Origin of the sequence: Niabella ginsenosidivorans, from assembly GCF_001654455.1 — a bacterium.
GTDB lineage: Bacteria > Bacteroidota > Bacteroidia > Chitinophagales > Chitinophagaceae > Niabella > Niabella ginsenosidivorans.
This window is the reverse complement of sequence record NZ_CP015772.1, coordinates 4628859-4652717: the sequence shown is the minus strand read 5'-3', so window position 1 is coordinate 4652717 and position 23859 is coordinate 4628859. Positions and strand designations below refer to the sequence as shown.

The 23859-nt window shown below is 44.6% G+C and carries 29 protein-coding genes; 23 read left to right on the top strand and 6 right to left on the bottom strand.

Annotated features, from left to right (window positions below):
* Positions 1-244: 244 nt before the first annotated feature.
* On the bottom strand, positions 245-427 hold the full coding sequence (locus tag A8C56_RS23980; RefSeq protein ID WP_071609350.1) for a hypothetical protein: 183 nt from the start codon (positions 425-427) through the stop codon (positions 245-247).
* 411 nt (positions 428-838) lie between these two features.
* Positions 839-1132 carry a hypothetical protein gene (locus A8C56_RS19700; protein ID WP_067759880.1) on the bottom strand — a complete coding sequence of 98 codons (294 nt, stop codon included), beginning with the start codon at positions 1130-1132 and terminating at the stop codon, positions 839-841.
* A 27-nt stretch (positions 1133-1159) separates the two neighbouring features.
* Between A8C56_RS19700 and A8C56_RS19695 the strand changes: the two genes are divergently transcribed.
* The 20 genes from A8C56_RS19695 to A8C56_RS19595 all read left to right on the top strand — a co-directional run bounded on the left by A8C56_RS19695 (position 1160) and on the right by A8C56_RS19595 (position 16517).
* Positions 1160-1672 (top strand): DUF2911 domain-containing protein, encoded by a 513-nt coding sequence (locus A8C56_RS19695; RefSeq protein ID WP_067762306.1) that lies wholly within the window; start codon positions 1160-1162, stop codon positions 1670-1672.
* 236 nt (positions 1673-1908) lie between these two features.
* Positions 1909-3126 (top strand): beta-ketoacyl-[acyl-carrier-protein] synthase family protein, encoded by a 1218-nt coding sequence (locus A8C56_RS19690; protein WP_067759877.1) that lies wholly within the window; start codon positions 1909-1911, stop codon positions 3124-3126.
* An 18-nt stretch (positions 3127-3144) separates the two neighbouring features.
* Entirely contained in the window at positions 3145-3396 is a 252-nt protein-coding gene (locus tag A8C56_RS19685; RefSeq protein ID WP_084490296.1) for a phosphopantetheine-binding protein, read from the top strand.
* Between the two features lie 104 nt (positions 3397-3500).
* Positions 3501-4418 carry an LpxL/LpxP family acyltransferase gene (locus A8C56_RS19680; protein ID WP_245645598.1) on the top strand — a complete coding sequence of 306 codons (918 nt, stop codon included), beginning with the start codon at positions 3501-3503 and terminating at the stop codon, positions 4416-4418.
* A gap of 81 nt (positions 4419-4499) precedes the next feature.
* Entirely contained in the window at positions 4500-4916 is a 417-nt protein-coding gene (locus A8C56_RS19675) for a 3-hydroxyacyl-ACP dehydratase (protein WP_067759872.1), read from the top strand.
* Positions 4917-4938: 22 nt separating this feature from the next.
* Positions 4939-5577, top strand: a complete 639-nt coding sequence (locus A8C56_RS19670) for a hypothetical protein (protein WP_067759870.1) — start codon at positions 4939-4941, stop codon at positions 5575-5577.
* Positions 5577-6002 (top strand): acyl-CoA thioesterase, encoded by a 426-nt coding sequence (locus A8C56_RS19665; protein ID WP_067759868.1) that lies wholly within the window; start codon positions 5577-5579, stop codon positions 6000-6002. Before A8C56_RS19670 ends, A8C56_RS19665 begins: the two co-directional genes overlap by 1 nt.
* On the top strand, positions 6002-7171 hold the full coding sequence (locus A8C56_RS19660) for a beta-ketoacyl-[acyl-carrier-protein] synthase family protein (RefSeq protein ID WP_067759865.1): 1170 nt from the start codon (positions 6002-6004) through the stop codon (positions 7169-7171). Before A8C56_RS19665 ends, A8C56_RS19660 begins: the two co-directional genes overlap by 1 nt.
* 11 nt (positions 7172-7182) lie before the next feature.
* Entirely contained in the window at positions 7183-8259 is a 1077-nt protein-coding gene (locus tag A8C56_RS19655) for a methyltransferase (protein ID WP_067759862.1), read from the top strand.
* A 25-nt stretch (positions 8260-8284) separates the two neighbouring features.
* On the top strand, positions 8285-8797 hold the full coding sequence (locus tag A8C56_RS19650; protein WP_067759859.1) for an ORF6N domain-containing protein: 513 nt from the start codon (positions 8285-8287) through the stop codon (positions 8795-8797).
* An 11-nt stretch (positions 8798-8808) separates the two neighbouring features.
* Positions 8809-10080 carry an NAD(P)/FAD-dependent oxidoreductase gene (locus A8C56_RS19645; RefSeq protein WP_067759856.1) on the top strand — a complete coding sequence of 424 codons (1272 nt, stop codon included), beginning with the start codon at positions 8809-8811 and terminating at the stop codon, positions 10078-10080.
* Between the two features lie 9 nt (positions 10081-10089).
* Positions 10090-10719: a hypothetical protein gene (locus tag A8C56_RS19640; RefSeq protein WP_084490295.1), complete on the top strand. Its 630-nt coding sequence runs from the start codon at positions 10090-10092 to the stop codon at positions 10717-10719.
* Entirely contained in the window at positions 10709-10978 is a 270-nt protein-coding gene (locus A8C56_RS19635) for a phosphopantetheine-binding protein (protein ID WP_067759853.1), read from the top strand. The genes A8C56_RS19640 and A8C56_RS19635 overlap by 11 nt, the downstream gene beginning before the upstream one ends.
* Positions 10979-11044: 66 nt before the next feature.
* The gene (locus A8C56_RS19630; protein ID WP_067759849.1) at positions 11045-12268 is read left to right on the top strand and encodes a beta-ketoacyl-[acyl-carrier-protein] synthase family protein; all 1224 of its coding nucleotides are present in this window, start codon (positions 11045-11047) and stop codon (positions 12266-12268) included.
* A 14-nt stretch (positions 12269-12282) separates the two neighbouring features.
* Entirely contained in the window at positions 12283-13374 is a 1092-nt protein-coding gene (locus A8C56_RS19625) for a beta-ketoacyl synthase N-terminal-like domain-containing protein (protein ID WP_245645596.1), read from the top strand.
* Complete coding sequence (locus tag A8C56_RS19620) at positions 13368-14141, top strand: polysaccharide deacetylase family protein (RefSeq protein ID WP_084490294.1); 774 nt, start codon at positions 13368-13370, stop codon at positions 14139-14141. The genes A8C56_RS19625 and A8C56_RS19620 overlap by 7 nt, the downstream gene beginning before the upstream one ends.
* Positions 14134-14760 (top strand): LolA family protein, encoded by a 627-nt coding sequence (locus A8C56_RS19615; RefSeq protein ID WP_067759846.1) that lies wholly within the window; start codon positions 14134-14136, stop codon positions 14758-14760. The genes A8C56_RS19620 and A8C56_RS19615 overlap by 8 nt, the downstream gene beginning before the upstream one ends.
* Positions 14738-15367 carry a hypothetical protein gene (locus A8C56_RS19610; protein WP_067759843.1) on the top strand — a complete coding sequence of 210 codons (630 nt, stop codon included), beginning with the start codon at positions 14738-14740 and terminating at the stop codon, positions 15365-15367. Before A8C56_RS19615 ends, A8C56_RS19610 begins: the two co-directional genes overlap by 23 nt.
* Entirely contained in the window at positions 15351-15725 is a 375-nt protein-coding gene (locus A8C56_RS19605; protein ID WP_245645594.1) for a hotdog family protein, read from the top strand. Before A8C56_RS19610 ends, A8C56_RS19605 begins: the two co-directional genes overlap by 17 nt.
* 243 nt (positions 15726-15968) lie before the next feature.
* Positions 15969-16517 carry a methyltransferase family protein gene (locus tag A8C56_RS19595; RefSeq protein ID WP_084490293.1) on the top strand — a complete coding sequence of 183 codons (549 nt, stop codon included), beginning with the start codon at positions 15969-15971 and terminating at the stop codon, positions 16515-16517.
* A 5-nt stretch (positions 16518-16522) separates the two neighbouring features.
* Here the strand turns inward: A8C56_RS19595 and A8C56_RS19590 are convergent, their stop codons facing one another.
* Together A8C56_RS19590 and serS are read right to left on the bottom strand one after the other, a co-directional pair.
* Positions 16523-18478, bottom strand: coding sequence for a M1 family metallopeptidase (locus A8C56_RS19590; RefSeq protein ID WP_067759839.1), 1956 nt, complete (start codon positions 18476-18478; stop codon positions 16523-16525).
* Positions 18479-18595: 117 nt separating this feature from the next.
* Positions 18596-19870, bottom strand: a complete 1275-nt coding sequence (gene serS, locus A8C56_RS19585) for a serine--tRNA ligase (protein WP_067759836.1) — start codon at positions 19868-19870, stop codon at positions 18596-18598.
* A 231-nt stretch (positions 19871-20101) separates the two neighbouring features.
* On the opposite strand from serS, the gene A8C56_RS19580 reads away from it, so the two are divergent.
* Positions 20102-21151, top strand: coding sequence for a COX15/CtaA family protein (locus A8C56_RS19580; protein WP_067759833.1), 1050 nt, complete (start codon positions 20102-20104; stop codon positions 21149-21151).
* Positions 21152-21230: 79 nt separating this feature from the next.
* On the opposite strand, the gene A8C56_RS19575 is transcribed toward A8C56_RS19580, so the two are convergent.
* Complete coding sequence (locus A8C56_RS19575) at positions 21231-21866, bottom strand: helix-hairpin-helix domain-containing protein (protein WP_067759830.1); 636 nt, start codon at positions 21864-21866, stop codon at positions 21231-21233.
* 170 nt (positions 21867-22036) lie between these two features.
* Here A8C56_RS19575 and A8C56_RS19570 point away from each other — a divergent pair, with 170 nt between their 5' ends.
* The gene (locus tag A8C56_RS19570; RefSeq protein WP_067759827.1) at positions 22037-22762 is read left to right on the top strand and encodes a ThuA domain-containing protein; all 726 of its coding nucleotides are present in this window, start codon (positions 22037-22039) and stop codon (positions 22760-22762) included.
* Between the two features lie 62 nt (positions 22763-22824).
* Positions 22825-23409, top strand: a complete 585-nt coding sequence (locus tag A8C56_RS19565) for a Crp/Fnr family transcriptional regulator (protein WP_067759824.1) — start codon at positions 22825-22827, stop codon at positions 23407-23409.
* Positions 23410-23486: 77 nt separating this feature from the next.
* Here A8C56_RS19565 and A8C56_RS19560 read toward each other — a convergent pair whose 3' ends face one another.
* Positions 23487-23855, bottom strand: a complete 369-nt coding sequence (locus A8C56_RS19560) for an Hsp20/alpha crystallin family protein (RefSeq protein WP_067759822.1) — start codon at positions 23853-23855, stop codon at positions 23487-23489.
* Positions 23856-23859 lie beyond the last annotated feature (4 nt).

Sequence of the window (23859 nt, the reverse complement as noted above, 5' to 3'; positions counted from 1 at the left end):
TTACTTATTACAGGTAGCTTTATTTATAAATCACCAGTTAAGTAATGCTATGAGAAATATAAGCTGCCTGACAGCTGTGTTTTGCTGTTTATCACCTGCTGCAGGGATGTGGCGCTCCCGGCGGAGCTGCTGATCATAATGATCAGCTATGCGAATGCGCAAATCAAAGCGGCGCAAAAACGCAGCAGGAGTGGATCCATACCCACCGGGCCGATTTTATTAGCAAACCGGTCTCTGTACCCAACTACCTGTATTCATAATGCCCTCTCACCCAATGGCTGTGGCCATAATAACCGGTTACCCAGTGGCCTGGTACCCAAACCCGGTGCCTTCCTGTTGAATAAGCTCTTACAGTGCAGGATCCCAGCGTTGTTATAAACAGGGCGGTGAGTAATGCGAAAAGGAAGGATTTAAAAGAAGTTTTCATAAAATGATTTTTTAATGGTTAAAAATCAGGATCTGTTTATTGGAATCCTTTCAAAGGAAAAAGTTTAACGGGAATTATATTACTAAAAGTTAAAAGAGGATTAAAGATGCTGAGCTTGTTTTTAACAAAAGCTGCATAAAGTAATGATCCGGAAATTTTTTCTGTACCGGCTCTTATCAGTTAGATTTTAAAAAAGTATCATCATCCTTTAATTTTTTATTTGTGGTGCCCCTCCGGTAGCTACGCTATACACACAAATTTTTCCTCTTATTAACCAGGGCTCGTGCAATAATTGTTATTGTTGTTTTTATTGAGCTGTGGAGTTATTGATACAATGACAGACCTTCAACTTATCTGTTTTCTTTTCAATATTTTGTGGCCACAAAAGACTGAAAACCGACCGAAGGGAGTTCATAAGCGCCAAAAACAATAATAATCATGCGCATAAAAAGGCCTGGCCAGTTTTTTATTTGTAGTTTGATTGATCAGCGCTACGCGTTCACGGATCATAGACAGGGCAATGGGGTTCTGTTTGCCAGAACCGGTTTTTCTTTTTTCGGATGCTGCCTTTAACCCGAAGCTTCGCCATATTCCCCTGTGGTGGTTATAAGCATCCCGGCAGCACAGCTTCTTAATAACCGGTTTACCGGCTTCCGGAAATTTAGTTTTGCAATTATGGCGTACAAGGTAGTTCTTGGCAAGCATTTTGCGCTTTTTATAAAAAAGTTACATATGAAAAAGTTTTTATTTATTTTTATTGCTATTGCTTTTGTTATGGGAGCATCTGCCCAGGATGCAGCAAAAAAACCAGCCAGCCCACCTGCATCAGTTACCAAAAAAACAGCATCGGGTGTAACAATTACCATTGATTACAGCCAGCCTTCAGTGAAAGGGCGTACTATTGGCAAAGACCTGGAGCCCAAAGACGGGCAGGTATGGCGTGCCGGGGCCAATAAAACAACCCTGTTTGAGATTGACAAAGATGTTACTATAGAGGGAAAACCGCTCCCTGCAGGCAAATACGGGCTGCACGTGTTAACCAATAATGGCGACTGGACATTTATTTTCAGCAAGAAATGGGATCAGTGGGGCACAGAATATGCTGAGGCAGATGATGCATTAAGGGTAACAGTAAAAGCCGCCAAGGCCGCTAAATTTACAGAAACGCTTACGTATCTGGTTGGGGAAAACGGTAAAGTTTCCTTGCTGTGGGGTGATTATGTGGCAACATTTACAGTAAAATAAGGTATCTTTTGGTGAAAAAGGAGCCGCTCTGTTAACCGGAGCGGCTCCTTTTTTGAGGTGCATAACATTTTTGTGATTGGAATGGCGCGTGCAGATCTGTCTGCCGGCAAGGCAAGTATAGGCCACGATGCCCTGGTCTGGATCATCGGATCGTGTCTCACTAACTGAAAAAATGTTATGCATTCGCTTTTTTTTGTGCCGCCATATAAACCCGTTTTCCCGTTAAATTTGCAGCAATGAACAGAGTGGTGATAACAGGCCTGGGCATTTACTCCTGCATCGGTAAAAACCTGGAGGAAGTAAAAAATGCGTTATATGAAGGTAGATCCGGGATCATTTTTGATCCGGTGCGAAAGGATTTTGGCTACCGCTCCGCCCTCACCGGTTTTGTGGAACGGCCTTCGCTGAAAGGATTATTAGACAGAAGATCGCGTATTATGCTGCCGGAAGAGGGGGAATATGCCTATATGGCCACTATAGAAGCACTGAAAGAGGCCAAACTTACAGAGGCGGATATTGCCCGGCTGGAACCTGGCATTCTCTATGGGAACGACAGCTCGGCCAAAGCGGTGGTCGAATCAACCGATCTTATCCGGGAAAAAAAAGATACCATGCTGGTAGGTTCCGCAGCCGTATTTCAGACGCTGAACTCTACGGTAACCATGAACCTCGCCACTATTTTTAAGCTGAAAGGTATCAATCTTACCGTAAGCGCCGCCTGTGCCAGCGGGTCTCATGCCATCGGGCTGGCCTATATTTTAATAAAAATGGGCTTGCAACATTGCGTGGTAGCCGGGGGAGCACAGGAGATCAACCATTTATCCATGGGCACTTTTGATGCGCTGGGCGCTTTTTCCGTAAGGGAAGACGCACCGGAAAAAGCATCCAGGCCGTTTGATAAAGACCGGGACGGGCTCATTCCCAGCGGTGGCGCAGCAACGGTGATCCTGGAAAGCCTGGAATCTGCCCAAAAGCGGGGGGTGCCCATTATTGGGGAGGTGATCGGGTACGGGTTTTCCTCCAACGGGGAGCATATTTCTAATCCTACTGTTGCGGGCCCCGCAAAATCGCTGAAAATGGCATTAAATGATGCTGGCCTGGAGCCATCCGCCATTGATTATATCAATGCCCATGCTACCAGTACCCCTGCGGGGGATGCCAGTGAGGCAAAGGCGCTCACCGAAGTGTTTGGGCAATGTCATACACCTGTAAGCTCCACAAAATCAATGACCGGTCATGAGTGCTGGATGGCGGGCGCCAGTGAGATTGTGTATTCCTGTTTAATGATGCAGCATCATTTTATAGCCCCTAATATTAATTTTGAGCAACCGGATGCCGATTCTGCAGCGTTAAATATTGTAAAAACTACTACTAATAAAAATATAGATGTATTTTTGTCCAATTCTTTTGGGTTTGGGGGCACCAACTCCACTCTCATCGTTAAAAAGTGGTAATTTGATCTAATGCTAAGTATGGAAAAAATAATAAGTACTACCAATGAATTTCTGGTAGAAGAGTTTGAGGCCAATCCTGACTTAATTAAGCCCGAGGCTGATTTAAAGGAAGTATTGGATTTAGACAGCCTGGATTATATTGACCTGGTGGTAGCCCTAGAAAACAACTTTCATTTTAAGGTACAGCCCGGCGATTTTGCGCCACTGGTAACCTTCAGCGATTTTTATAACTATATTCAGGCACAGATCCGGAAAAAAGAAGCTGCTTAGCCCCTTATTTTTATTTTTTTATTATTGAGCCGGCTGTAGCACAAACCCCAGCCTTGTTACCACGCCCGCAAATGTAGCGGCTTCCTATATTTGAATGTTCTTAAATGGAATCAATTGCAATGTCAGACTGGGACGGAAGCTCCAAAGCCAATACCACAGGTTACCGCATTTTCATCATGTTGTTAAAAATGGGTGGAACAGGGCCGGCCTACCTGCTGCTGCGCTTCGTGGCTTTTTATTATTTCCTCTTTAGTGCCCGGGCCAACAGGGCCATCCGCTATTACCTCAGGCAACGGCTGCATTTTTCGGGTCTTAAAGCCATCCGCCTGCGCTACTGTAATTATTACTGGTTTGGCCAGGCGCTGATCGACCGCATTGTATTGATGGCCGGCATCAAAAATAAATTCACTTTTAACTTTGACGGTGAAGCGTATTTAAAGGAAATGGTAGCCGGTGGTAAAGGGGGGCTATTGCTGAGCGCGCACATCGGCAACTGGGAAATTGCCGGTCATTTACTAAAGCGGCTGAACACAAAGATCCATATTGTAATGTATGATGGGGAGCAGCAGCAAATAAAAGAATACCTCAACAGTGTAACCGGTGAACGGAATGCCCACATTATTATTATAAAAGATGCCATTTCTCATATTTACGAGATCATGGAAGCGTTGAACAACAATGAGCTGGTTTGTATGCACTCCGACCGGTTCCTGCCCGGGAATAAAACGTTATCTGCTGATTTTTTAGGCGCCCCGGCAGCATTTCCTGCCGGCCCGTTTACCATTGCAGCAAAGCTGGCAGTGCCGGTGTCCTTTGTTTTTGCTTTAAAGGAAAGCGCCACTCATTATCATTTTTTTGCAACTCCCGGAGCCATTTACAAAGATCGCCCTCAAAAAGACAACCCTGAGGCCATACTGGCCGATTTTATAGAGCAGGTGACCCTGAAAGTGCAGCAATATCCTGATCAATGGTATAATTACTACCCATTTTGGGAGAAGGACAAAAGAATTAACCCTTCCTAAACAAAAACCACCCGTTGCAAGCTAAAGTTTCTGTAATTTTAGCGCGTTGGCGCTTAACAGGCGCCTGTCTTTTTATTGACGATGAGTATAGCAACAGATATTTTACCCTATATTCCCCAAAGGCCTCCCTTTGTTATGGTGCAAACACTGGAACATTGTGATGCAGATGGGGCCTCCACCCGGTTTCAAATACCGGACGATCACCTGTTTATATCGGAAGGAGTTTTTAAAGAGCCGGGCCTCATAGAAAATATTGCACAGACGGCGGCGGCACGTATCGGTTATATTTGTAGCCAGGAAAACAGACCGGTACCCATAGGTTTTATTGGGGCCGTTCAGCAATTAAGAATAGACCGCTTGCCGGCAGTGGGCGAAGTATTAAATACAACCATTTCTGTAAAAAACCAGATTTTTAATGCCACAATTGTTAATGGTACAGTTGCTGTTGCAGATACCATCATTGCCTCCTGTGAAATGCGGATATTTATTGCAGAATAAGCCTTTTAAATAATAAAAAATCATGAAAAAGATCACAACCAAAATTTTATTTCTTATTGCAGCCGTTGCATTCGTTTTTACTGCAAAAGCACAAACCATTAAAGAAAGAATCAGTAACAAGGATATTCCGGTTTATTTTTATGGGATCGATTTTACAAAAACTGTACTTATCGGCGATTCAAAGGCCAACGCGCAGGATATTGTGAGCCGCCAGTTTGCCGGTATAAATGACCTCCTGATCAATGAATCCGGCAAGTATGATGTAGCCGGGGCCGTTAGGAGAAGTGACCTGAAAACGGATCTGACCTTTGTAAATGAGCGTAACGAAAAGGCAGACCCTGATAAGCTGCTTTCCTCCAACCCGGAAGATTTTAACAGACTTTCTGAATCAGATATTACTACCCTTATAAAGGGGTTCAATGCCGGCAATAAAGAGGGTATCGGGCTTTTATTTATAGTGGGCGGGATGAGCAAGCCCGATAAAGCTATTGCTGTTTGGGTAACCTGGTTTGATATCCGGTCAAAAAAAGTATTGCTGACGGATAAAATAACCGGCAAAGTGGGCATGGGTTTTAGCTTTCGCAACTATTGGGCCACTGGTATCAAAAATGTGATCGAGCAGATCAGGAACAAAAAGTACAATTCCTGGAAATCGGAATAATGAAGGAGCAGCTTAAAAATACAACAGAAGTTTTAATCCGGTTTAATGAGGCAGACCCTTTGGGCATTGTTTGGCACGGCCATTATATCCGGTATTTTGAAGATGGACGGGAATCCTTTGGAAAGGAATATGGATTAGGGTATCTCGATTTTTTTGCTGAAGGTGTTGTAGTGCCCATAGTGCATACAGAGTGCAATTACAAACAGTCGCTGAAGTTTGGAGACACAGTGCTTGTGGAAACCATTTATCAGCCCTGTGAAGCAGCAAAGATCATTTTTAATTATAAGTTATATCACGGAAAAACAAGGCAGCTGGTAGCTACAGGCAGCACTACACAGGTGTTCCTGGAAAAAGAGCACCAGACCCTGCTTTTAAATAATCCGCCTTTTTTTGAGGCGTGGAAGAAAAAACACCTGGAGGCATAATGGCAAAGGCGCATGTTTTATCGCAGAATATTTTTTCTCCTCTTGGGCCAACTGCCAGGGAAAATTTTGATGCCCTTTGTAAAGGGCTTTCTGCTGTTAAAATATACCCGAACAATATAAAAAGCGATGTGCCGTTTTGCGCGGCATTGTTCCCTGAAAACTTTTTTGAAAATATTGATCAGCAGTTCACGCCTTTTGAATACCTGCTGAAAGCATCCATTGAAGATGCTGTAAAGATAGCGGGTATTGATGTTGGAGCTGCAGATACAGCCCTGATCCTTTCTTCCACAAAGGGCAATGTCAGTAAGCTGGAAACAGGCGGAACAACCGGAACAGTAAAGGAAGCGGCCGGATTAACTGCTTCAGCAGAAAAGCTGGCTGGCTATTTTGGTTTCAGAAACAAGCCGGTTATTGTTTGTCATGCCTGTATTTCCGGAACCCTGGCCATGATCACTGCCAAGCGGTTATTAGATGCCGGCAAATATAAAACCATTGTTGTTGCAGGCGCTGATGTGATCACCCGGTTTATCTTGTCCGGATTTCAGTCTTTCCATGCTGTAAGTGACGAACTGTGCAAACCTTTTGATGCCGACCGTAAAGGAATTAACCTGGGCGAGGCCGCAGCAACCGTTGTGCTGTCTGTAAGGTCACCGGCGTCCGGAAATGCTGTTATTATTGGCGGTGGCGGCGTAAGCAATGATGCCAATCATATTTCAGGTCCGTCCAGAACGGGAGCGGAACTTTCTATGGCAATAGACCAGGCAATAAATGAAGCCGGAATTACTGCGGATGCTATTGACTTTGTTTCTGCACATGGCACGGCAACGGTTTATAATGATGATATGGAAAGCAGGGCCATTCATTTGGCGGGGTTACAATCGGCCCCTGTAAACAGCCTGAAGGGGTATTACGGGCATACACTGGGTGCGGCAGGTTTGCTGGAAGCTGTAATTTGCATTGAATCCTTACTCAATAATACAATCATTCCCACTATGGGGTTTGAAAAACCGGGAACAGTGATGCCTTTAACAGTTTGCACTGAGCTGGTGAAACGACCTCTCAGTACCTGTGTAAAATCAACATCAGGATTTGGAGGATGCAACGCCGCGGTTGTATTACAAAAGGATAAAGACAACTACCGTTCAGACGCCCCGGTTAATAAGAATTAAAGAAGAAATAAATGCTTGACTTTTACAAACAAGAACATTATTCAGCGCAGAACGCAAAGCACATGGCACAGATCATTGCGCACGGACCTATTGTTTTTCAGGTAGCGCGTATATTAAGGGACAAGGGTATTCTGAGCGCAGTAGAGGAAGCCCGCAGTGAAGGAATGGCGTTAAAGGATATTTGTGCAAAAGTAGGGCTTTCCGAATATGCGGTACGTGTGCTGCTGGAAGCCGGGCTGGGTATGCATCTGGTAAAATATACGGAAGATGAAAAATTTGCTTTAACAAAGATCGGGTATTTTATTTTGCATGATCCGCTTACAAATGTGAATATGAACTTTGTTCATGATGTGTGCTACAAAGGCATCTTTCATCTGGAAGAGGCTATTGAAACAGGAAAACCTGCAGGACTGCGCGAGCTGGGCAACTGGTCTACTGTTTATGAAGGCCTTTCGCAGCTGCCGCCTCATATTCAAAAGAGCTGGTTTGGTTATGACCATTTTTTCTCAGACATCGCTTTTCCTGAGGTCATTAAACAGGTCTATGCGGAGAATATTAAAAAACTGCTGGATATCGGAGGCAATACCGGAAAATGGGCTTCCGCATCTGCCACTTATGGAGATGACATTCATGTAACGATCATGGATCTGCCTGGCCAGGCCGCCATGGCAAAGCAACGGATAGAAGAGCTGGGCCTGAGTGACAAGGTGGATTTTTACCCGGCCAATATACTGGATGAATCCATACCGTTCCCAACAGGTTTTGATGCGGTTTGGATGAGCCAGTTCCTGGACTGTTTCTCAGAGGAAGAAATTGTTTCCATTTTAAAACGCTGTCATAACTGTATTGATGAAAACGGCTGGATCTTTATCCTGGAAGCATTCTGGGATATTCAGCGATTTGAAACAGCAGCTTTCTGTTTGCAGCAGTTGTCCATTTATTTTACGGCGATTGCTAATGGCAACAGCCAGATGTATGATTCGCGGGTGTTTAAGAAATGTGTTGAGGAAGCGGGTTTTGAGATTGTTGAGCAGATTGATGGCATTGGCCTGAGCCATACGCTGCTGAAATGCAAAAAGAAAAGCTAATTTTATAGCATAAAACATTGCTGCCATGGAAATACAAAATGTACAAAACAGGATTTATGAGATAAGATCTCAGAGAGTAATGCTGAACTTTGATTTAGCTGCGCTGTATGACGTAGAAACACATGTTCTTAAACAAGCTGTAAAAAGAAATATAGGGCGGTTCCCTGCTGATTTTATGTTTGAACTTACAGAAATAGAAATGAAAAAGATGGTATCACAAAATGTGATACCGTCTAAAAGCAAATTCGGCGGTGCTAGGCCAATGGCTTTTACCGAACAGAGAGTTGCAATGTTTTCTGAAGTTTTAAAAAGTAATGTCGCGACTGAAGTGAACATTGCCATCATGCGGGCGTTTGTAGTACTCCGGCAATATGCGTTATCACATAAAGACTTAACAGACAAATTAAAGAAAATAAAGCGTAAATACAATAAACAGTTTAAAGACGTATATGAGGCTTTAAATTATTTGCTGACGAAAGATAAAGGGGAAAAAGAGCAGCGGGGGCGGGTTCGTATCGGGTTTAAAACAAATAACTAAATTTTCAAAAAATGCAAACTGAAAAAACAGATGTGTTGGTAATAGGGGCTGGTCCGGCCGGAACTGTAGCTGGTGCTATTGTAAACAAAGCGGGCTATAAAGTACGGGTTGTAGAAAAAATGAAATTTCCACGTTTTGTAATCGGTGAAAGCCTGCTGCCACGTTGTATGGAAGCGCTGGAAGAAGCCGGGCTGCTGGAAAGTGTGCTGCAGATGGGCTTCCAGAGAAAAACAGGGGCAAAGTTTGTACGGGACGGGGTGATTTGCGATTATTCCTTTTCCGACCAGTTTACGGATGGCTGGGACCATGCTTATCAGGTAACCCGTGCAGATTTTGACAAGGCCCTGGCCGACGGGTTGGCGGCACAAGGTGTTCCGGTTGATTATGAAACCACTGTTACCGCCATAAAATTTAACGAGGATGGATCATCCGTTACTACTATTACAGATGCTGATGGAAATGAAAAACAGCTTGAAGCAAAATTCATTATCGACGGAAGTGGGTATGGAAGAGTGATCCCGCGCCTGTTTGGCCTGGATAAGCCATCCAACCTTCCGCCACGTAAGGCCGTTTTTGTGCATATAAATGATGTGAACCGGCAGATGGATGATGAGCCGGATCGTATCACCGTTATTGTTCATAAACCTGATGTTTGGGTGTGGGTCATTCCTTTTGCAACGGGTATCACCTCCGTAGGTTTTGTGGGTGACCCCGCATTTTTTGAAAAATATTCCGGTACACCGGAAGAAATAATGCGGGGGCTGATTGCAGATGAGCCTTATATTGCTGAACGGATGAAAGGAGTTGCCTTTATATGGGAGCCAAAGTTATTACAGTCCTGGTCTGCTACCACAGAAAAATTTTTCGGGAATGGCTTTGTGCTTACCGGCAACGTAACGGAGTTCCTGGACCCGGTATTTTCATCGGGCGTAACGCTGGCAACGGTTTCCAGCCAGATAGCGGGCAAACTGGTGGTACGCCAGTTAAAGGGCGAAACAATCAATTGGGAAAAAGAATATACCGAGGTGATGATGCAGGGAGTGAACACCTTCAGAAGCTATGTAATGGGTTGGTATGATACCACATTGCATACTATTTTCTTTGCAAACGATCAAAACCCGGAAATTAAGAAAATGATCTGTTCTGTTCTGGCGGGCTATGTTTGGGACACCGATAATCCGTATGTAAAAGAGCATGATACGGCTTTGAGAAAACTGGCCAAAACGATCCGGCTCCGGGATAGCATTGAATATATTAATAACGGCTTTAAGGATAAAAGCTAAGGACAGATTTTGAAAAAAACGGGTATCTATATAAAGGCCGCAATCCTTCTGCGCAACGGGAGGATCATAAAAGATGATGTGGTTATTTTCAGATCAGCTGAAAAGGGCGTGCTTTTTTTAAATGAAGCCTATGAGCGGCTTGCGGTTAATTACCCACGGTTTTATAAAATGGATACATTGAGTAAAATGGGCACTGTGGCGGCGGCTGTTTTACTAAAGGACAGTTTTGATCCTGCGGCGCGCCAGCCGGATGAAGCGGGCATTGTGCTCAGCAACCGCAATGCCAGCATTGAAGCAGACGCGCAGTATTGGGAGGCTTCACAGGAATATCCGAGCCCAGCTTTATTTGTTTATACCCTGCCCAATATTGTTATTGGAGAGCTAAGCATCCGTTATCAGTTCAAAGGGGAAAATGCCTTTTTTGTATCAGAAGCATTTGACGCAGAGTGGCTGCACTGGTATGTGACCGACCTGATGACCCGTAATTTATTAAAGACCTGTATGTGTGGATGGTTAGATGTATTTGACGATCAATTAGATGCCTGTTTGTTTTTAGTGGAGTCGGATACTTCAGAAACGGGTAGTACCTTTACGGCTGAAAATTTGAAATCTATTTATAATAAGAATTATGGAAAATAAGCAAGAGCTGATGCACCGGCTGAAAGAGCAGATTATCAAACAACTGAAGCTGAATGATAAAAAGCCGGAGGACATCGGGGACCATGATCCTTTGTTTGTAGAAGGATTAGGGCTGGACTCAATTGATGCATTGGAGCTGATCGTTCTTTTACAGCAGGAATACAATATAAAATTAAAAAATGCAGAAGAGGGCCAGGATGTATTCCGGTCTGTAAGCACGATGGCCGATTATATTTTAGATCACCAGGTAAATAGCTGATAGTCCATGATCAATAGTTCATGGTTCATAGTCAGGCTGAAGACTGAAAGGTTTGTTTAAAAGATAATGAATCATCCGGTTTATATAGCAGGTACAGGTGTTATTTCATCCATTGGCAACAATGTGGCGGAAAACCTTGAGGCGCTGAAGTCAGGTACGGCAGGCATACAGGCCATGCAGCGGTTACAATCGATCCATAAAAATACATTACCCGTTGCTGAAGTGAAACTTTCTGATGAAGAGCTGGCACAGCTGGCACAACTGCCACCCTGTATCAGCCGTACGGCTTTGCTGAGCGCTGTAGCTGCAAGGGAAGCAATAGCAGATGCAGCCATTGATCTTTCTAACTGGCGTACAGGATTTATTTCAGCCAATTCTGTAGGGGGTATGGATAAGACCGAAGATTTTTTCCCGGATTTTCTGCAGGATACGGGCAGCGGCAATTTGAAAATGGTGGTCAACCATGAGTGCGGTGCGGTAACAGAAGTGGTGGCAGACGCCCTGGGCATAAAAGATTTTGTAACTACGATCAGTACGGCTTGTTCTTCATCTGCCAACAGTATTTTCCTGGGCGCACGGATGATCCGGCAGGGCAAGCTGGATGTGGTGGTAGCCGGGGGAACCGACGCCCTGACGCGGTTTACACTAAACGGGTTCAATACGCTGATGATCCTGGACCAGGAATATTGCCAGCCTTTTGATGAGAACCGGCACGGGTTAAATTTGGGTGAGGGCGCAGCCTATCTGGTTCTGGTATCGGATAAAGTGGCGGCCAAGCTGAAAGAAAAGCCCGTTTGCACCATTAGCGGTTGGGCCAATGCCAATGATGCGCATCACCAAACAGCCTCATCCCCGGAAGGAAAAGGGAATTTACTGGCAATGAAAGGGGCATTGAAAAAAGCAGGATTAGAGCCTTCCGCGATCGATTATATCAATCTGCACGGAACCGGCACCAGCAATAATGACAGTGCTGAAGGGGCGGCAATCGCATCCTTATTTAAAGAGCCTTATCCCGCCATGAGCTCTACCAAATCATTTACTGGGCATACGCTGGGTGCAAGCGGCGCTATTGAAGCAGTGTATGCCACACTGGCTATAAGGGAAGACCTGGTGTTTCCCAATCTGCGGTTACAAACGCCTATGAAAGACCTGCCTTTCACGGTAGCAACAGCACCTGAAAAAAAGGAAATCCGGCATGTACTGTCTAATTCCTTTGGATTTGGCGGCAATTGCAGCTCGCTGGTATTTAGTAAAGCTTTAATATATAAACAAGACCCGGATAAGAACTGACCTGACAGCATTTGATGAGTGAAGCAATACTCAATATGAACGAATTTCAAAGCTCCTTTCCGGAAGGAGCCTGTAACAGCATTTTTATCCGTTCCGCATATGCTGTTTCCCCGCAATTATCTTTTGAACTTTTGATTGAAAATCCTGAACAATACAGCGGAGCGCAATTGATATGTAAGGAACCGGACTATACAAAATACATTGATCAAAAACTCATACGCCGGATGAGCCGTATCATAAAAATGGGCGCAGCAGCGGCTATGGAATGCGTACAGACTTCCGGAGTAGCCATGCCGGATGCCATTATCAGCGGAACTGCTTATGGCTGCCTGGCAGATACAGAACAGTTTCTTACACGGATGGTAGAGTTTAAAGAAGAACTGCTGTCTCCAACGGCCTTTATACAGTCTACCCATAACACGGTTGGAGCGCAGATAGCGCTGATGCTGCAATGCCATAACTATAATAATACGTATGTGCATCGGGGCTCTTCCTTTGAAACGGCTTTGCTGGACGCCATCAGCCTTATTCAGGATGATGACGCAGAAAAAGTGCTGGTAGGTGGGGTAGATGAAATAACTGAAAAAAGCCATGCCATTTTAAAGCGATTTGGCCTTTATAAAAAAGATGGAAATACGGAAACGCTCATCAACAGCGGCACAAAAGGAACCATGGCAGGTGAGGGCGCTGCTTTTTTCCTGCTCACAAAAAGTAAAGAAAACTCCTGGGCAAAACTGGATGCAATACAAACGTTTTATAAACCGGAGACGGAAAGTGTGGTTCTTATTAAGCGGTTCCTGGAAGGAAATAATGTTTCTATCAGCGATATCGACCTGGTGATACTGGGCAATAACGGTGATGAGCAGGCGGATGAACACTATAATAAGCTGGCTGGTGCCCTTTTTGCAGGTAAAAATTGTATTACCTATAAGCAGTATTGCGGGGAATATCCTACCTCATCTTCATTTGCGCTCTGGCTGGCTTCAAAGATACTGAACAGCGGAAAAGTGCCCGGGAAATCAACAGCTTTAGCTCCCCGCCGCATTCTGATCTACAATAATTACAAGCTGCAATACCCATCGCTTTATTTATTGTCTGCATGTTAAATTTCAGAAATACTACTGCAGTTTTTGTTGTGTTGCTTGCAGCGTTTACCGGTTTTCAGCTGCAGCAGGGATGGCCCTGGTACGGGTATTTTATCCTGCTGGTTTCCTACACCCTGCTGTTATTTTACGGAAGTTTCTATATTGGCTCACAGTTTTATATGCCGGTGGTATGTAACGGAACCGCTGATAAAAAAGAAATAGCCATCAGTTTTGACGACGGTCCCTTAGAAAAATACACGCCGGAGGTGCTGGCTGTTTTAAAGGCACACCATGTACCTGCAACATTTTTCTGTATCGGTTACCGGGTTGCGGAGCGTGAAGCCCTGTTGCAGCAGATCATTGCAGAAGGGCATATTGTGGGAAACCATTCCTATTATCATGATTTCTGGTTCGATATGCATACCGCAAAAAAAATGCAGGCTGAAATGCAACAAATGCAGGACCTGGTGCATCGTTTAACAGGAAAGTATATGAAATGGTTCCGTCCGCCTTATGGTGTTACCAACCCAAATGTACGGAAGGCAGTACAGGCAATGGGTTATACGGCCATCGGCTGGAATGTGCGCTCACTGGATACCATGATAAAGGATGAAGCACAGCTTTTACAGAAAGTACAACGGGAATTAAAGCCGGGCGCTGTCTTTTTGTTTCACGATACGATGCATAACACTGTTCATATGCTGCCCCGGTTTTTACAATATGTTAAAGAGCAGGGGTATACCATTGTGCCCCTTGATAAATTGATAAATTTGCATCCCTATGCGTAAACTATTTTTTATTTTTCTACTGACCGGAATTTCTGCTTCCGTTACCGCCCAATACAAACCGGTGGCCAATGTTACGGCGGTGAAAAGCCAGTTTGCAGCGGCTTCCCAAAAAATAAACAGCATTTCCAGCGATTTTACACAGGTAAAAAGCCTGAGCATGCTTGCAGAAAAAATAACTTCAAAAGGAAAGTTCTATTTCCGGAAAAACAACCAGGTAAGAATGGAATATACAAGCCCTTACCAGTATCTGATGATCCTTAACGGAAATAAGATGAGCATTAAGGATGGGCAAAAGACCAGTAAAATGGCTGCCGGCTCCGGTAAACTGTTTCAGCAGGTGAACCACTTAATGATGGATTGCATTAAAGGGACTGTTTTTGATAATCCCGATTTTTCTGTAAAGCTGCTGGAGAGCAGCAATAGCTATATGGCAGATATGACGCCGGTTACAAAGGAAATGAAAACGCTTTTTAAACAGGTAAAAGTGGTCATGAGCAAGGGCAGCTTTGTGGTGAACCAGGTGCAGATGACGGATCCGAGGGGAGATAATACCATCATCAATTATTCCAACCAGAAAATAAACACAGGGTTACCGGATGCATTGTTTACCATTCATTAGTTTATTTTTTTTACTGGGCAGCTGTGCCCCTGTTGCCTATAGGCAATTGCAGGAAACAGGTGGTGATGTGCACTGTATTGACCAATTCAAGCCTGCTATCCGGCGTGCGCTGTACCAGACATCGGCAGATGTAACAGGCCACCATTTAAGCGGTATATTGCTTATTAAGCAAATGCCGGATAGCGCTACCCGTATTGTTTTTACCAACGAGGCAGGGTATACTTTTTTTGATTTTGAATTTGATGGGCGCGGCAGCTTTACCGTGCATTCCATTATTTCAAAAATGGATAAGGAAGCCGTAAAAAGAACCTTAAGGAAGGATTTTGAGCTTATTTTAATGAATCGCCTGAACACAGGTGCAGCAAAGGTCTTTAAAAAGGATAATGAAACCTATTATGCTTTTACTGAGGGGGAGGATGTTTTTTATTATATAACGGATGCGCAATGCAGCCGCTTATTAAGAATGGAGCGGGGCAATACCCGGAAGAAAGTGCTGGAGGCCACACGCGGCGAGTTAAAAGAGGGTATACCGGAATTTATAACCATTCGTCACCGTAATTTTAATTTTACGATTGACCTGAAAAAAATTGATGATGATGCTGAATGACAGATTGTATACCATTAGCCGGTTTGAGGAGCAGGCAGGCAAGATAAGCGCCACCATAATGCTGAATACAGGCCATAAGATATTTGAAGGGCATTTTCCGGGCCAGCCGGTGTTGCCCGGGGTTTGCATGATACAGATCATAAAGGAGTTAACGGAAAAAGCAACCGGCAAAACACTGCTCCTGAATGAAGCAGCGCAGTGTAAATTCCTGTCGATGGTAGACCCTGCAAAAACGCCTGTGCTGGAGGCCGCTGTTGATTATCAGCAGCCGGAAGCAGCCCCTATAGTTATCAACGGGATACTGAAAAACGAAGCCGCAACGTTTTTTAAGATAAATGCCCGGTTGCAGGTGATGTAGGTGAGACTGTTAATGATAAGTGCTGTAGGGATCCCGGGCTTCTCCCGCTATTGCGGGAGAAGCCCGGGATGACGATTAAAAAATTGTTGTTTCAATAAGCATAAAGGCAACGCTTTTATGAGTGCCTCACTATGACAGTCGTTTTTTGTCATTTTAAAGAAATCCTTTTTATTTGAGGCGGTATGACAATCAAAGAGCTTTTGGGTCTCTTCACCGTGGCGCGTGCCGGGGAAAATAAAACGCATGAAGATTATTTATATACTCTGGGGTCTTTCGGAAGTTATTATCAGCAGGGTATACCGGGCCCGTTCCGCAGATCAGCAAAATGAGGATAAATATTCCTTAGCGGTCATCTGGATAGTGATTATAGCAGCTATTATGGCTGCCGTGTATATCTCGTCACATGTTGCAGCGCCTCTTTCTGCAACCAATACGCCTGCATATGTAGGCTTGGGATTACTGCTCCTGGGCATGCTGCTGCGTTTTTGGGTTATTGCATCTTTAGGAAGATTTTTTACCACAAATGTTACCATAAGGCAAAATCATGCATTAAAAACGGATGGTTTTTATAAATATATCCGGCACCCAGCCTATGCGGCTTCCTTACTGTCTTTTATGGGGTTTGGGATTTCGCTGAACAACGGAGTAGCCCTTGTAGTGGTCATTACAGCGGTAGGGCTGGCGTTTTATAACCGTATCCGGATTGAAGAAAAACTACTGATGAAACATTTCGGGCAACAGTATATTGCGTATATGAAACATACCTGGCGCCTGGTTCCTTTTATTTTTTGACGATATTATTTCTTCCATACATTATTTTCGCGGTGGCTGTCCGGCAGCTGGTGCCGGGGATCAATAATGACAGAAGTAACCGGGGATGTGGTCCTGACCCGGATGGTTCGCTGAGCACCTTGCTGCCATATTTCTACGGGTACCTGTATTGTTTGCGTATGCCCGTTGGTTTCGGTTATTTCCATTGGCAACGGTAGTACCATTTGTTCTTTGTTTTCAATAGTGATGAGCGCACCCTTTTGGGGATCTCCCTCCACATATTTTACCCCGGCCACTGCCTGATCCAGCTCCCAGTTGTTATAAAACCATTCCCGCCAGAACCAGCTCAGATCCTCTCCGGCGGCATTTTCCATCGACCTGAAAAAATCCACAGGGGATGGATGTTTAAATGCCCAGTTTTTTGTATAGGTACGAAAGGCATAGTCAAAACGGTCCTGGCCCAAAATGACCTCCCGCAACAGTACCAGTCCAAAAGCGGTTTTAAAATAAGCCAGCGGATGCACATATTTATAATCCATAGCATCCGGTGCAGTTAAAAGTGTGGGGCCGCCCTTAGTGGCTTTTATGACCGGTATGATCTCATCGGCCGGGTTACCGCCTTTGGGCGCATACTCTCCATCGCGCTTGGGAGCGAACTCACCGTTATTAAAATATTCCTGTGCATAAATATCAATGAAGGTGTTAAAACCCTCATCCATAAACGGATAACGGCGTTCATCAGAACCTACAATCATGGGATACCAGGTATGACCAATTTCATGGGAAACCAGCGCCCATAATCCTTTGCCGCCTTCTTTATAATAATCAAATGCCAGTGCCGGGAATTCCATACCGCCTATGGGCCCGGCCACGTTGGTGGCTTCGGGGTAAGGATATTCAAACCATCTTTTTGAAAAATCTTCAACAGAGGCTTTTACATATTCAGTGGCACGGTGCCATTCGCTTTTATCCCGGATGCTTTCTTCCGGGTAAACGGACTGTGCAAAAGCTGTTTTGCCGGAAGGGAGGTTTATTTTTGCGCCATCCCAGATAAAAGCCCTGGAAAGGGCAAAAGCTGCATCACGCGTATTATTCATGGCAAAATGCCAGGTTACGGTTCCGCTGGTCTTTTTGGTTACTGAAGACCGTGTTACCGCCTCTGCCGGATGGATCATAACCGTTTTGTCTGACCGGCGGGCTTTTGAAAGGTTAGCCAGCACTCTGTCGCTCAATACCTCCTGCCCGTTTAATAATTGCCCGGAGCCTACCGCCAGCATGCCGGCCGGTACAGTGATCTTGTAATCAATAGTGCCATATTCAAAATAAAATTCCCCTCCGCCAATAAAGGGCAGGGTATTCCAGCCGTTCAGATCATCGTATACGCACATGCGCGGAAACCAGTAGCCGAATTCGTAGATCTTCCCGTTTTTTGTTTGCAGAATTCCTGCCCGGTCGCCTGCGGAGGAGGATAACAGCTTAAATGAAAAACCAATCTTCAGCCTTAGCGATTTTCCTGCGGTCAACGGATTTCCCAGCCGGATCTGCATGCGGGTATCCTGCACCACATAATCGGCCTCCTGCACCTGGCCGCTGTTTTCCACTACTACGCGGGAAAGCCGGAAACCCTTATCAGGTGCAGCTTCCTGGCCGGGCTTTGCCAGCGATTGGGCGCGGGCATCTTCCTTATCTGCATTCTGATCCAGCTCCAGCCAAAGGTATTCCAGGTTATCCGGACTATTGTTACTGTATTCAATTATTTCATTGCCGCTGAGCACATTGGTTGTGGTATCAAATGTTGCTTCTATTGCATAGTTAGCCTGGTTTTGCCAATACTTTGACCCGGGTGCGCCATCGGCAGAGCGAAACTCATTGCCGTTATGGCTGTAAAAGCCGGGGGCAAAGGTTTTATTGGGGTCATAATTCTGTGCTGTACCCGCAACGGAATAAAAAAGACAAACGGCGCATGTAAAAGCTTTATACATCAGGATATGAGTTTCAAAAACCTAATGTAAAGTTTTTTGGAAAAATCCGGAGGAAAATTATAAAACCGGCGGCCGCACTGTATGCGCGGTATTGTAAACAGCCAGCTTGTAAAACGGCTATTTTGAAATAGCCGCTTTGCCAAAATAGGGCACCAGCACTTCCGGCAGCCTTATGAAATCGTCCTGCTGATTGTTTTCAAGAATGCCGGCAAAAATACGGGGCAGGGCCAGGGAGCTGCCGTTTAAGGAGTGCGCCAGTTGAGTTTTGCCGTTCTCGTCCTTAAAACGGATCCTCAACCGGTTGGTCTGGTAGGCTTCAAAATTGGATACGGAGCTTACTTCCAGCCAGCGTTCCTGGGCAGCGCTGTATATTTCAAAATCATACGTCAGTGCAGAAGTGAAGGACATGTCGCCGCCGCAAAGGCGTAAAATGCGGTAAGGCAATTCCAGGCTTTGCAATAGTTTCTCAACATGCGCCACCATCTCGTTCAGCGCTTCATAGCTTTTCTCCGGGTGGGTGATCTGGACAATTTCCACTTTTTCAAATTGATGCACCCGGTTCAGGCCACGAACATCCTTGCCAAAGCTGCCCGCTTCCCTGCGGAAGCAGGGGGAGTATGCTGTCATTTTTACAGGAAACTGTTCCTGTTTCAGCATTGTGTCCCGGTAAATATTGGTTACCGGTACTTCAGAAGTCGGGATCATATAATAATTATCGGCGGGCATATAATACATTTGCCCCTCTTTATCTGGTAATTGCCCCGTTCCAAATGCAGAGGCTTCATTTACCATAAACGGCGGCAGGTATTCTGTATAACCTGCATCCAGGTTAAAATTGAGAAAGTATTGTACCAATGCACGTTGCAGCCGGGCGCCCTGCCCTTTGTATAAAGGAAAGCCGCTGCCGGTAATCTTTGCGCCGGTCTCAAAATCCACCAGGTCAAACGTTTTTATCAGGTCCCAATGAGGAACGGCGTTTTCCGGTAACACCGGTTGATCACCTCCTTCACGCACTACTTCATTCTCAGCAGCGCTGTTTCCGGCCGGTACCTGATCAGAAGGAAGGTTGGGTAATAATACCAACTGCTCCTGCAACAGCTTTTCTGCATTGGCCAGTTGCTCGCTGATCGGCTGGAGCTTTTCTTTTGCTTCAGCTACTGCAGCTTTTTTTGCTTCAGCAGCTTCTTTATTGCCTTTGGCCATTAGCTGGCCTATTTCTTTGGATGCGCTGTTTACAGTGGATTGGAGGGTATCAAAGGCCAATTGTGCTTTTTTACGTTCATCGTCAAGCGCTATGATCTGATCTACTAACGCAAGATCCTTAAAATGCTTTACTGCCAGTTTTTTCTTAACCGCCTCCGGATCCTGCCGCAATACCTGTAATTGTAACATCTTTAAAAAATTTTTGCAAAGATAAACGATTGTTATTTGAATTTTGGTTCATGGCCTATGGTTCATAGTTCATGGATTTTGATTCTGGATGCTGATCATTGAAAACTAATAACTCCGGGTCGATGGTCCATAGCCCATAGTCGATATCTCATCTCAATGCTGGTTGCTCGATTCTGATAACTGACCACTCATTTTCTGCCCAAACCATATAATTTAATACTTTTGCGCGTTATGCAGTTACAAAGGAATAAACCGGTGGCCATCTGGCTGTTTATTGGGGCCGGTATGATCATTATACAGGTTTTGTTAGGAGGAATTACCCGCTTAACCGGTTCGGGGCTTTCTATTACAGAATGGCAGCCCATTCTGGGAGCATTGCCCCCCATGAACCAGCACGCCTGGGAGGAGGCATTTAATAAATATAAAGAGATCGCCCAGTATAAATACATACACAACTATTTTACCTTGCAGGATTTTAAATCCATTTATTTCTGGGAATGGCTGCACCGCGACTGGGCACGGCTGATGGGCATCGTGTTTATTATTCCGTTTATTTATTTTATCCTGAAAAAGAAAATTGACCGCAGTATGCTCTGGCCCATGATCATTTTGTTTTTGCTGGGCGGGCTGCAGGGGGCTATCGGCTGGATCATGGTAAAGAGCGGGGTAGGCACAGACCTGGTATATGTAAGTCATATCCGTTTAGCGATTCACTTCCTGGCCGCGTTGCTGTTATTGTGCTATGTGGTCTGGTTTGCCTTAAAACTGACCGTGCCGGATAACCGGATTGCATACAATACCGGCCTCAGGAATTTTAATATCCTGTTGCTGGTGGTCATTACGTTGCAACTGACCTATGGCGCCTTTATGGCGGGTACGCATGCCGGTAAGGCTTCTATAACCTGGCCTACGATCAACGGAAGCATGATCCCCGTGTCATCGATGTTGAATGAAGGCGGTTTCCTTAGCGATATTACTCATAACCTGATCACCATCCAGTTCATTCACCGGGGCCTGGCCTATTTGATCACCCTCTTAATAATTGGTTACACGCTCCGTTTAACAAAACTGCCCAAAACAACGGCATTGTATAAGATGCGCTTTGTACCTGTGTTCTTTGTATTGGTACAGGTAACGCTGGGCATTCTTGCTTTAATGAATTACCTGAATGAAAATAAATTCATATTAAGCATCCTGCACCAACTGGTGGGCATGCTGTTCCTGGTATGTATGGTGATCTGCCTGTTTCTTGTGAGAAAGCGGTTAATAAATCAGCAATAAGGAATAACAAATAAGGAACAGAAAAGTCTTTCAATATGAAGAGCTCCTTCCTCATTTCTTATTTAATGTTTCTTATTCCTTATTTTCCGCCTAAAAGCTCATCCTGCAACGCTTTCAGCTCATCCCATTTTTCAGCGGCAGCCAGTTTTGCCTGCCTGGGCCAGCTTTTAGGATCGTGTAGGGCAAATTTGCTGCCTGCTGCGCTCAGAATCTCTTTTAACTTTTTACCGGTTGCTTTTGAAAGATCTTTAAAGGACTGGATCCCCTGCTGCTCCAGTAATTTGGCAATTGCGGGCCCTATGCCTTCAATTTTTGTAAGATCGTTCTTTATAATCGTTACCGCTTTTTTGGTCTTTTTTGCAGGGGCCTTTTTGGTTTTGCCTGCTGTTTCAGCTTTTACCTTTGTATCGGCTTCCGGAGCTGTTACGATCACATCTTCTTCTACAGTAATTACTGAATTATCAATGCCAAAATGATGCTTGTGCACATAGCCTTTGGCGGCCCAGTCGTTCACCCAGCGACCGTCATTTAACAGAAAACGGTATTCATAAGTATGCCCGGGTTTTAACTTTACAGAGGCTTTCCAAAAACCGTCTTTGTCTTTTTTTAGGGCGATAGCCTTATCAATGTCCCAGTTATTAAAATCTCCGAGCAAAACGGCTGCGGTGGCAGTTCCAAAGGCTTCCTGAGGTAGTGAGAACACAATCTCTTTCATATTGAAAAAATATTAAATATAGTTAGTTATAAAACGCAAAATTAACGATTATCGCCTGAATTATCTGTGGAAGCCATATTAACAATTGCTAACAATTGTGGACAACCGTGCAGAGTTTAGGAAAGGCAACTTATCTTTAGGCCATTGAATAAACGATTAAAGAACCGGATATGAAAAGAACAGGGTTGTTATTAGGCGTTTTACTGCTGGCTTCGGAGATATGGGCTGCGGCTCCCCGGGTGCTGGTTTTTTATAAAACAGCCGGATTTTATCATGAATCGATAGCAAAGGGCCTGCCGGCCATTTATAAACTGGGATCAGAGAACGGGTTTGATGTGGACAGCACCAGGGATGCTGCGGCCTTTAATAAAACCAACCTGGAAAAATATGCGGCTATTATTTTTCTGAGCACCACCGGCACCCTGTTCAATAGTGATCAGCAAAAGGCCTTGCAGGATTATGTACATAACGGGGGCGGTATTGTTGGCATTCATGCTGCTACGGATGCAGAGTATGAATGGCCGTGGTATAACAGGATGATGGGAGCCTGGTTCCTGGATCATCCCAAACAACAAACGGCTGTGCTGGATGTGGTAGACAGAAAGCACAGCAGTACGCAGCACCTGCCTGAAAAATGGACCCGAAAAGATGAATGGTACAATTTTAAAGAGATTAATAAGGAACTGCATGTACTGATTACTATTGATGAAGCCAGCTATGAAGGGGGTAAGAACGGTCATTTCCATCCTATGGCCTGGTATCATAATTTTGAAGGCGGCCGGGTATTTTATACGGCCCTGGGGCATACGGATGAATCCTATACAGATCCCTTATTCCTGAAACATCTTCTTGGTGGAATACGGTACGCAATGGGAACATCTTTCAAAAGAAAATAATAAGGAACAATATTTGCAAGACAGATAATTGATAATAATCGTTTTGTAAAAAAACAGACCATATGTTTGACAACCTGATCAGGAACCTGAGGAGCATTCTGTCTTTTACTGAGGAGGAACTGGCCTATTTTCTTTCATTGATGGAAATAAGAACCTTCAAAAAGTATGAGAAGATCGTTCGTATAGGCGAGCCGGTAAATTATGTGTACTATATTGATAAAGGGCTGGTGCGCTATTACGGGGAAACAGATGGTAAAGAGCAGACCTTCCGGGTATTCCGGGAAAACATGTGGGTCTCAGAATACGCGGCTTTTCTTACAAGACAACCTTCCATGGTCTGTATTGAAGCACTGGAAGACACAACGCTGTTCCGGATGCATTTTGATAAAATGCAGGAGAGCTATAATAAAGCAAAGATTTTTGAACGGCTTGGAAGAAAAATGGCTGAAGCGCTTTTTATTAACGAGGTTCAGATGACCACGCAGCGCCGTTTAAAATCGCCTGAAATACGTTACCTGGAACTGTTGCAGAATGACCCGGAAATAATGAGAAGGGTGCCTTTAAAGTACATCGCCTCCTTGCTGGGCATAGAGCCTGAAAGCCTTAGCAGGATAAGAAAAAGAACTTCAAAAGTAAAAGGCCAGTGATTACCAAGGCTGTAAATAGGGGGAATGATAAGTGGTTTTAAGAGGCAATGGTTGATTCTCTTTAAACTGCGGGATCTTTAACCCAGAATGGCAATATCAAGCTGCTTCCTGATGTGCCGCAGGGTTGTTTCCTGTTTCTTTGGTAAAAAAACCGTTAATACACCTTCTTCAAACCGGCTGGAAATGCAATCTGTTTCTATCATACCGTTTAAGTGTAAGGAGCGCTCAAAGGATTTAACAGGAAATTCCTGCTTGATAAATTCTATATGCGCCTCCTCAGCATAATCGCGCTCCCCTCTTATCGTAAGGACATCATTAGTAACCACTGTTGTAATCCGATCCTTTGGAAAGCCGGTTGCATAAACGGTTAACCGGTAACAATCGTCTCTTTCCTCGATATTGATCGGTACATTATACTTTGGCCGGGTGTATCCGCTTGTGTTCATAATT

Excerpts from the sequence above, each read along its gene's own strand:
- A8C56_RS23980 (WP_071609350.1), bottom strand. The coding sequence starts at position 427 with ATGAAAACTTCTTTTAAATCCTTCCTTTTCGCATTACTCACCGCCCTG.
- A8C56_RS19700 (WP_067759880.1), bottom strand. The coding sequence starts at position 1,132 with ATGCTTGCCAAGAACTACCTTGTACGCCATAATTGCAAAACTAAATTT.
- A8C56_RS19695 (WP_067762306.1), top strand. The coding sequence starts at position 1,160 with ATGAAAAAGTTTTTATTTATTTTTATTGCTATTGCTTTTGTTATGGGA.
- A8C56_RS19690 (WP_067759877.1), top strand. The coding sequence starts at position 1,909 with ATGAACAGAGTGGTGATAACAGGCCTGGGCATTTACTCCTGCATCGGT.
- A8C56_RS19685 (WP_084490296.1), top strand. The coding sequence starts at position 3,145 with ATGGAAAAAATAATAAGTACTACCAATGAATTTCTGGTAGAAGAGTTT.
- A8C56_RS19680 (WP_245645598.1), top strand. The coding sequence starts at position 3,501 with ATGGAATCAATTGCAATGTCAGACTGGGACGGAAGCTCCAAAGCCAAT.
- A8C56_RS19675 (WP_067759872.1), top strand. The coding sequence starts at position 4,500 with ATGAGTATAGCAACAGATATTTTACCCTATATTCCCCAAAGGCCTCCC.
- A8C56_RS19670 (WP_067759870.1), top strand. The coding sequence starts at position 4,939 with ATGAAAAAGATCACAACCAAAATTTTATTTCTTATTGCAGCCGTTGCA.
- A8C56_RS19665 (WP_067759868.1), top strand. The coding sequence starts at position 5,577 with ATGAAGGAGCAGCTTAAAAATACAACAGAAGTTTTAATCCGGTTTAAT.
- A8C56_RS19660 (WP_067759865.1), top strand. The coding sequence starts at position 6,002 with ATGGCAAAGGCGCATGTTTTATCGCAGAATATTTTTTCTCCTCTTGGG.
- A8C56_RS19655 (WP_067759862.1), top strand. The coding sequence starts at position 7,183 with ATGCTTGACTTTTACAAACAAGAACATTATTCAGCGCAGAACGCAAAG.
- A8C56_RS19650 (WP_067759859.1), top strand. The coding sequence starts at position 8,285 with ATGGAAATACAAAATGTACAAAACAGGATTTATGAGATAAGATCTCAG.
- A8C56_RS19645 (WP_067759856.1), top strand. The coding sequence starts at position 8,809 with ATGCAAACTGAAAAAACAGATGTGTTGGTAATAGGGGCTGGTCCGGCC.
- A8C56_RS19635 (WP_067759853.1), top strand. The coding sequence starts at position 10,709 with ATGGAAAATAAGCAAGAGCTGATGCACCGGCTGAAAGAGCAGATTATC.
- A8C56_RS19630 (WP_067759849.1), top strand. The coding sequence starts at position 11,045 with ATGAATCATCCGGTTTATATAGCAGGTACAGGTGTTATTTCATCCATT.
- A8C56_RS19625 (WP_245645596.1), top strand. The coding sequence starts at position 12,283 with ATGAGTGAAGCAATACTCAATATGAACGAATTTCAAAGCTCCTTTCCG.
- A8C56_RS19620 (WP_084490294.1), top strand. The coding sequence starts at position 13,368 with ATGTTAAATTTCAGAAATACTACTGCAGTTTTTGTTGTGTTGCTTGCA.
- A8C56_RS19615 (WP_067759846.1), top strand. The coding sequence starts at position 14,134 with ATGCGTAAACTATTTTTTATTTTTCTACTGACCGGAATTTCTGCTTCC.
- A8C56_RS19610 (WP_067759843.1), top strand. The coding sequence starts at position 14,738 with ATGCATTGTTTACCATTCATTAGTTTATTTTTTTTACTGGGCAGCTGT.
- A8C56_RS19605 (WP_245645594.1), top strand. The coding sequence starts at position 15,351 with ATGATGATGCTGAATGACAGATTGTATACCATTAGCCGGTTTGAGGAG.
- A8C56_RS19595 (WP_084490293.1), top strand. The coding sequence starts at position 15,969 with ATGAAGATTATTTATATACTCTGGGGTCTTTCGGAAGTTATTATCAGC.
- A8C56_RS19590 (WP_067759839.1), bottom strand. The coding sequence starts at position 18,478 with ATGTATAAAGCTTTTACATGCGCCGTTTGTCTTTTTTATTCCGTTGCG.
- serS (WP_067759836.1), bottom strand. The coding sequence starts at position 19,870 with ATGTTACAATTACAGGTATTGCGGCAGGATCCGGAGGCGGTTAAGAAA.
- A8C56_RS19580 (WP_067759833.1), top strand. The coding sequence starts at position 20,102 with ATGCAGTTACAAAGGAATAAACCGGTGGCCATCTGGCTGTTTATTGGG.
- A8C56_RS19575 (WP_067759830.1), bottom strand. The coding sequence starts at position 21,866 with ATGAAAGAGATTGTGTTCTCACTACCTCAGGAAGCCTTTGGAACTGCC.
- A8C56_RS19570 (WP_067759827.1), top strand. The coding sequence starts at position 22,037 with ATGAAAAGAACAGGGTTGTTATTAGGCGTTTTACTGCTGGCTTCGGAG.
- A8C56_RS19565 (WP_067759824.1), top strand. The coding sequence starts at position 22,825 with ATGTTTGACAACCTGATCAGGAACCTGAGGAGCATTCTGTCTTTTACT.
- A8C56_RS19560 (WP_067759822.1), bottom strand. The coding sequence starts at position 23,855 with ATGAACACAAGCGGATACACCCGGCCAAAGTATAATGTACCGATCAAT.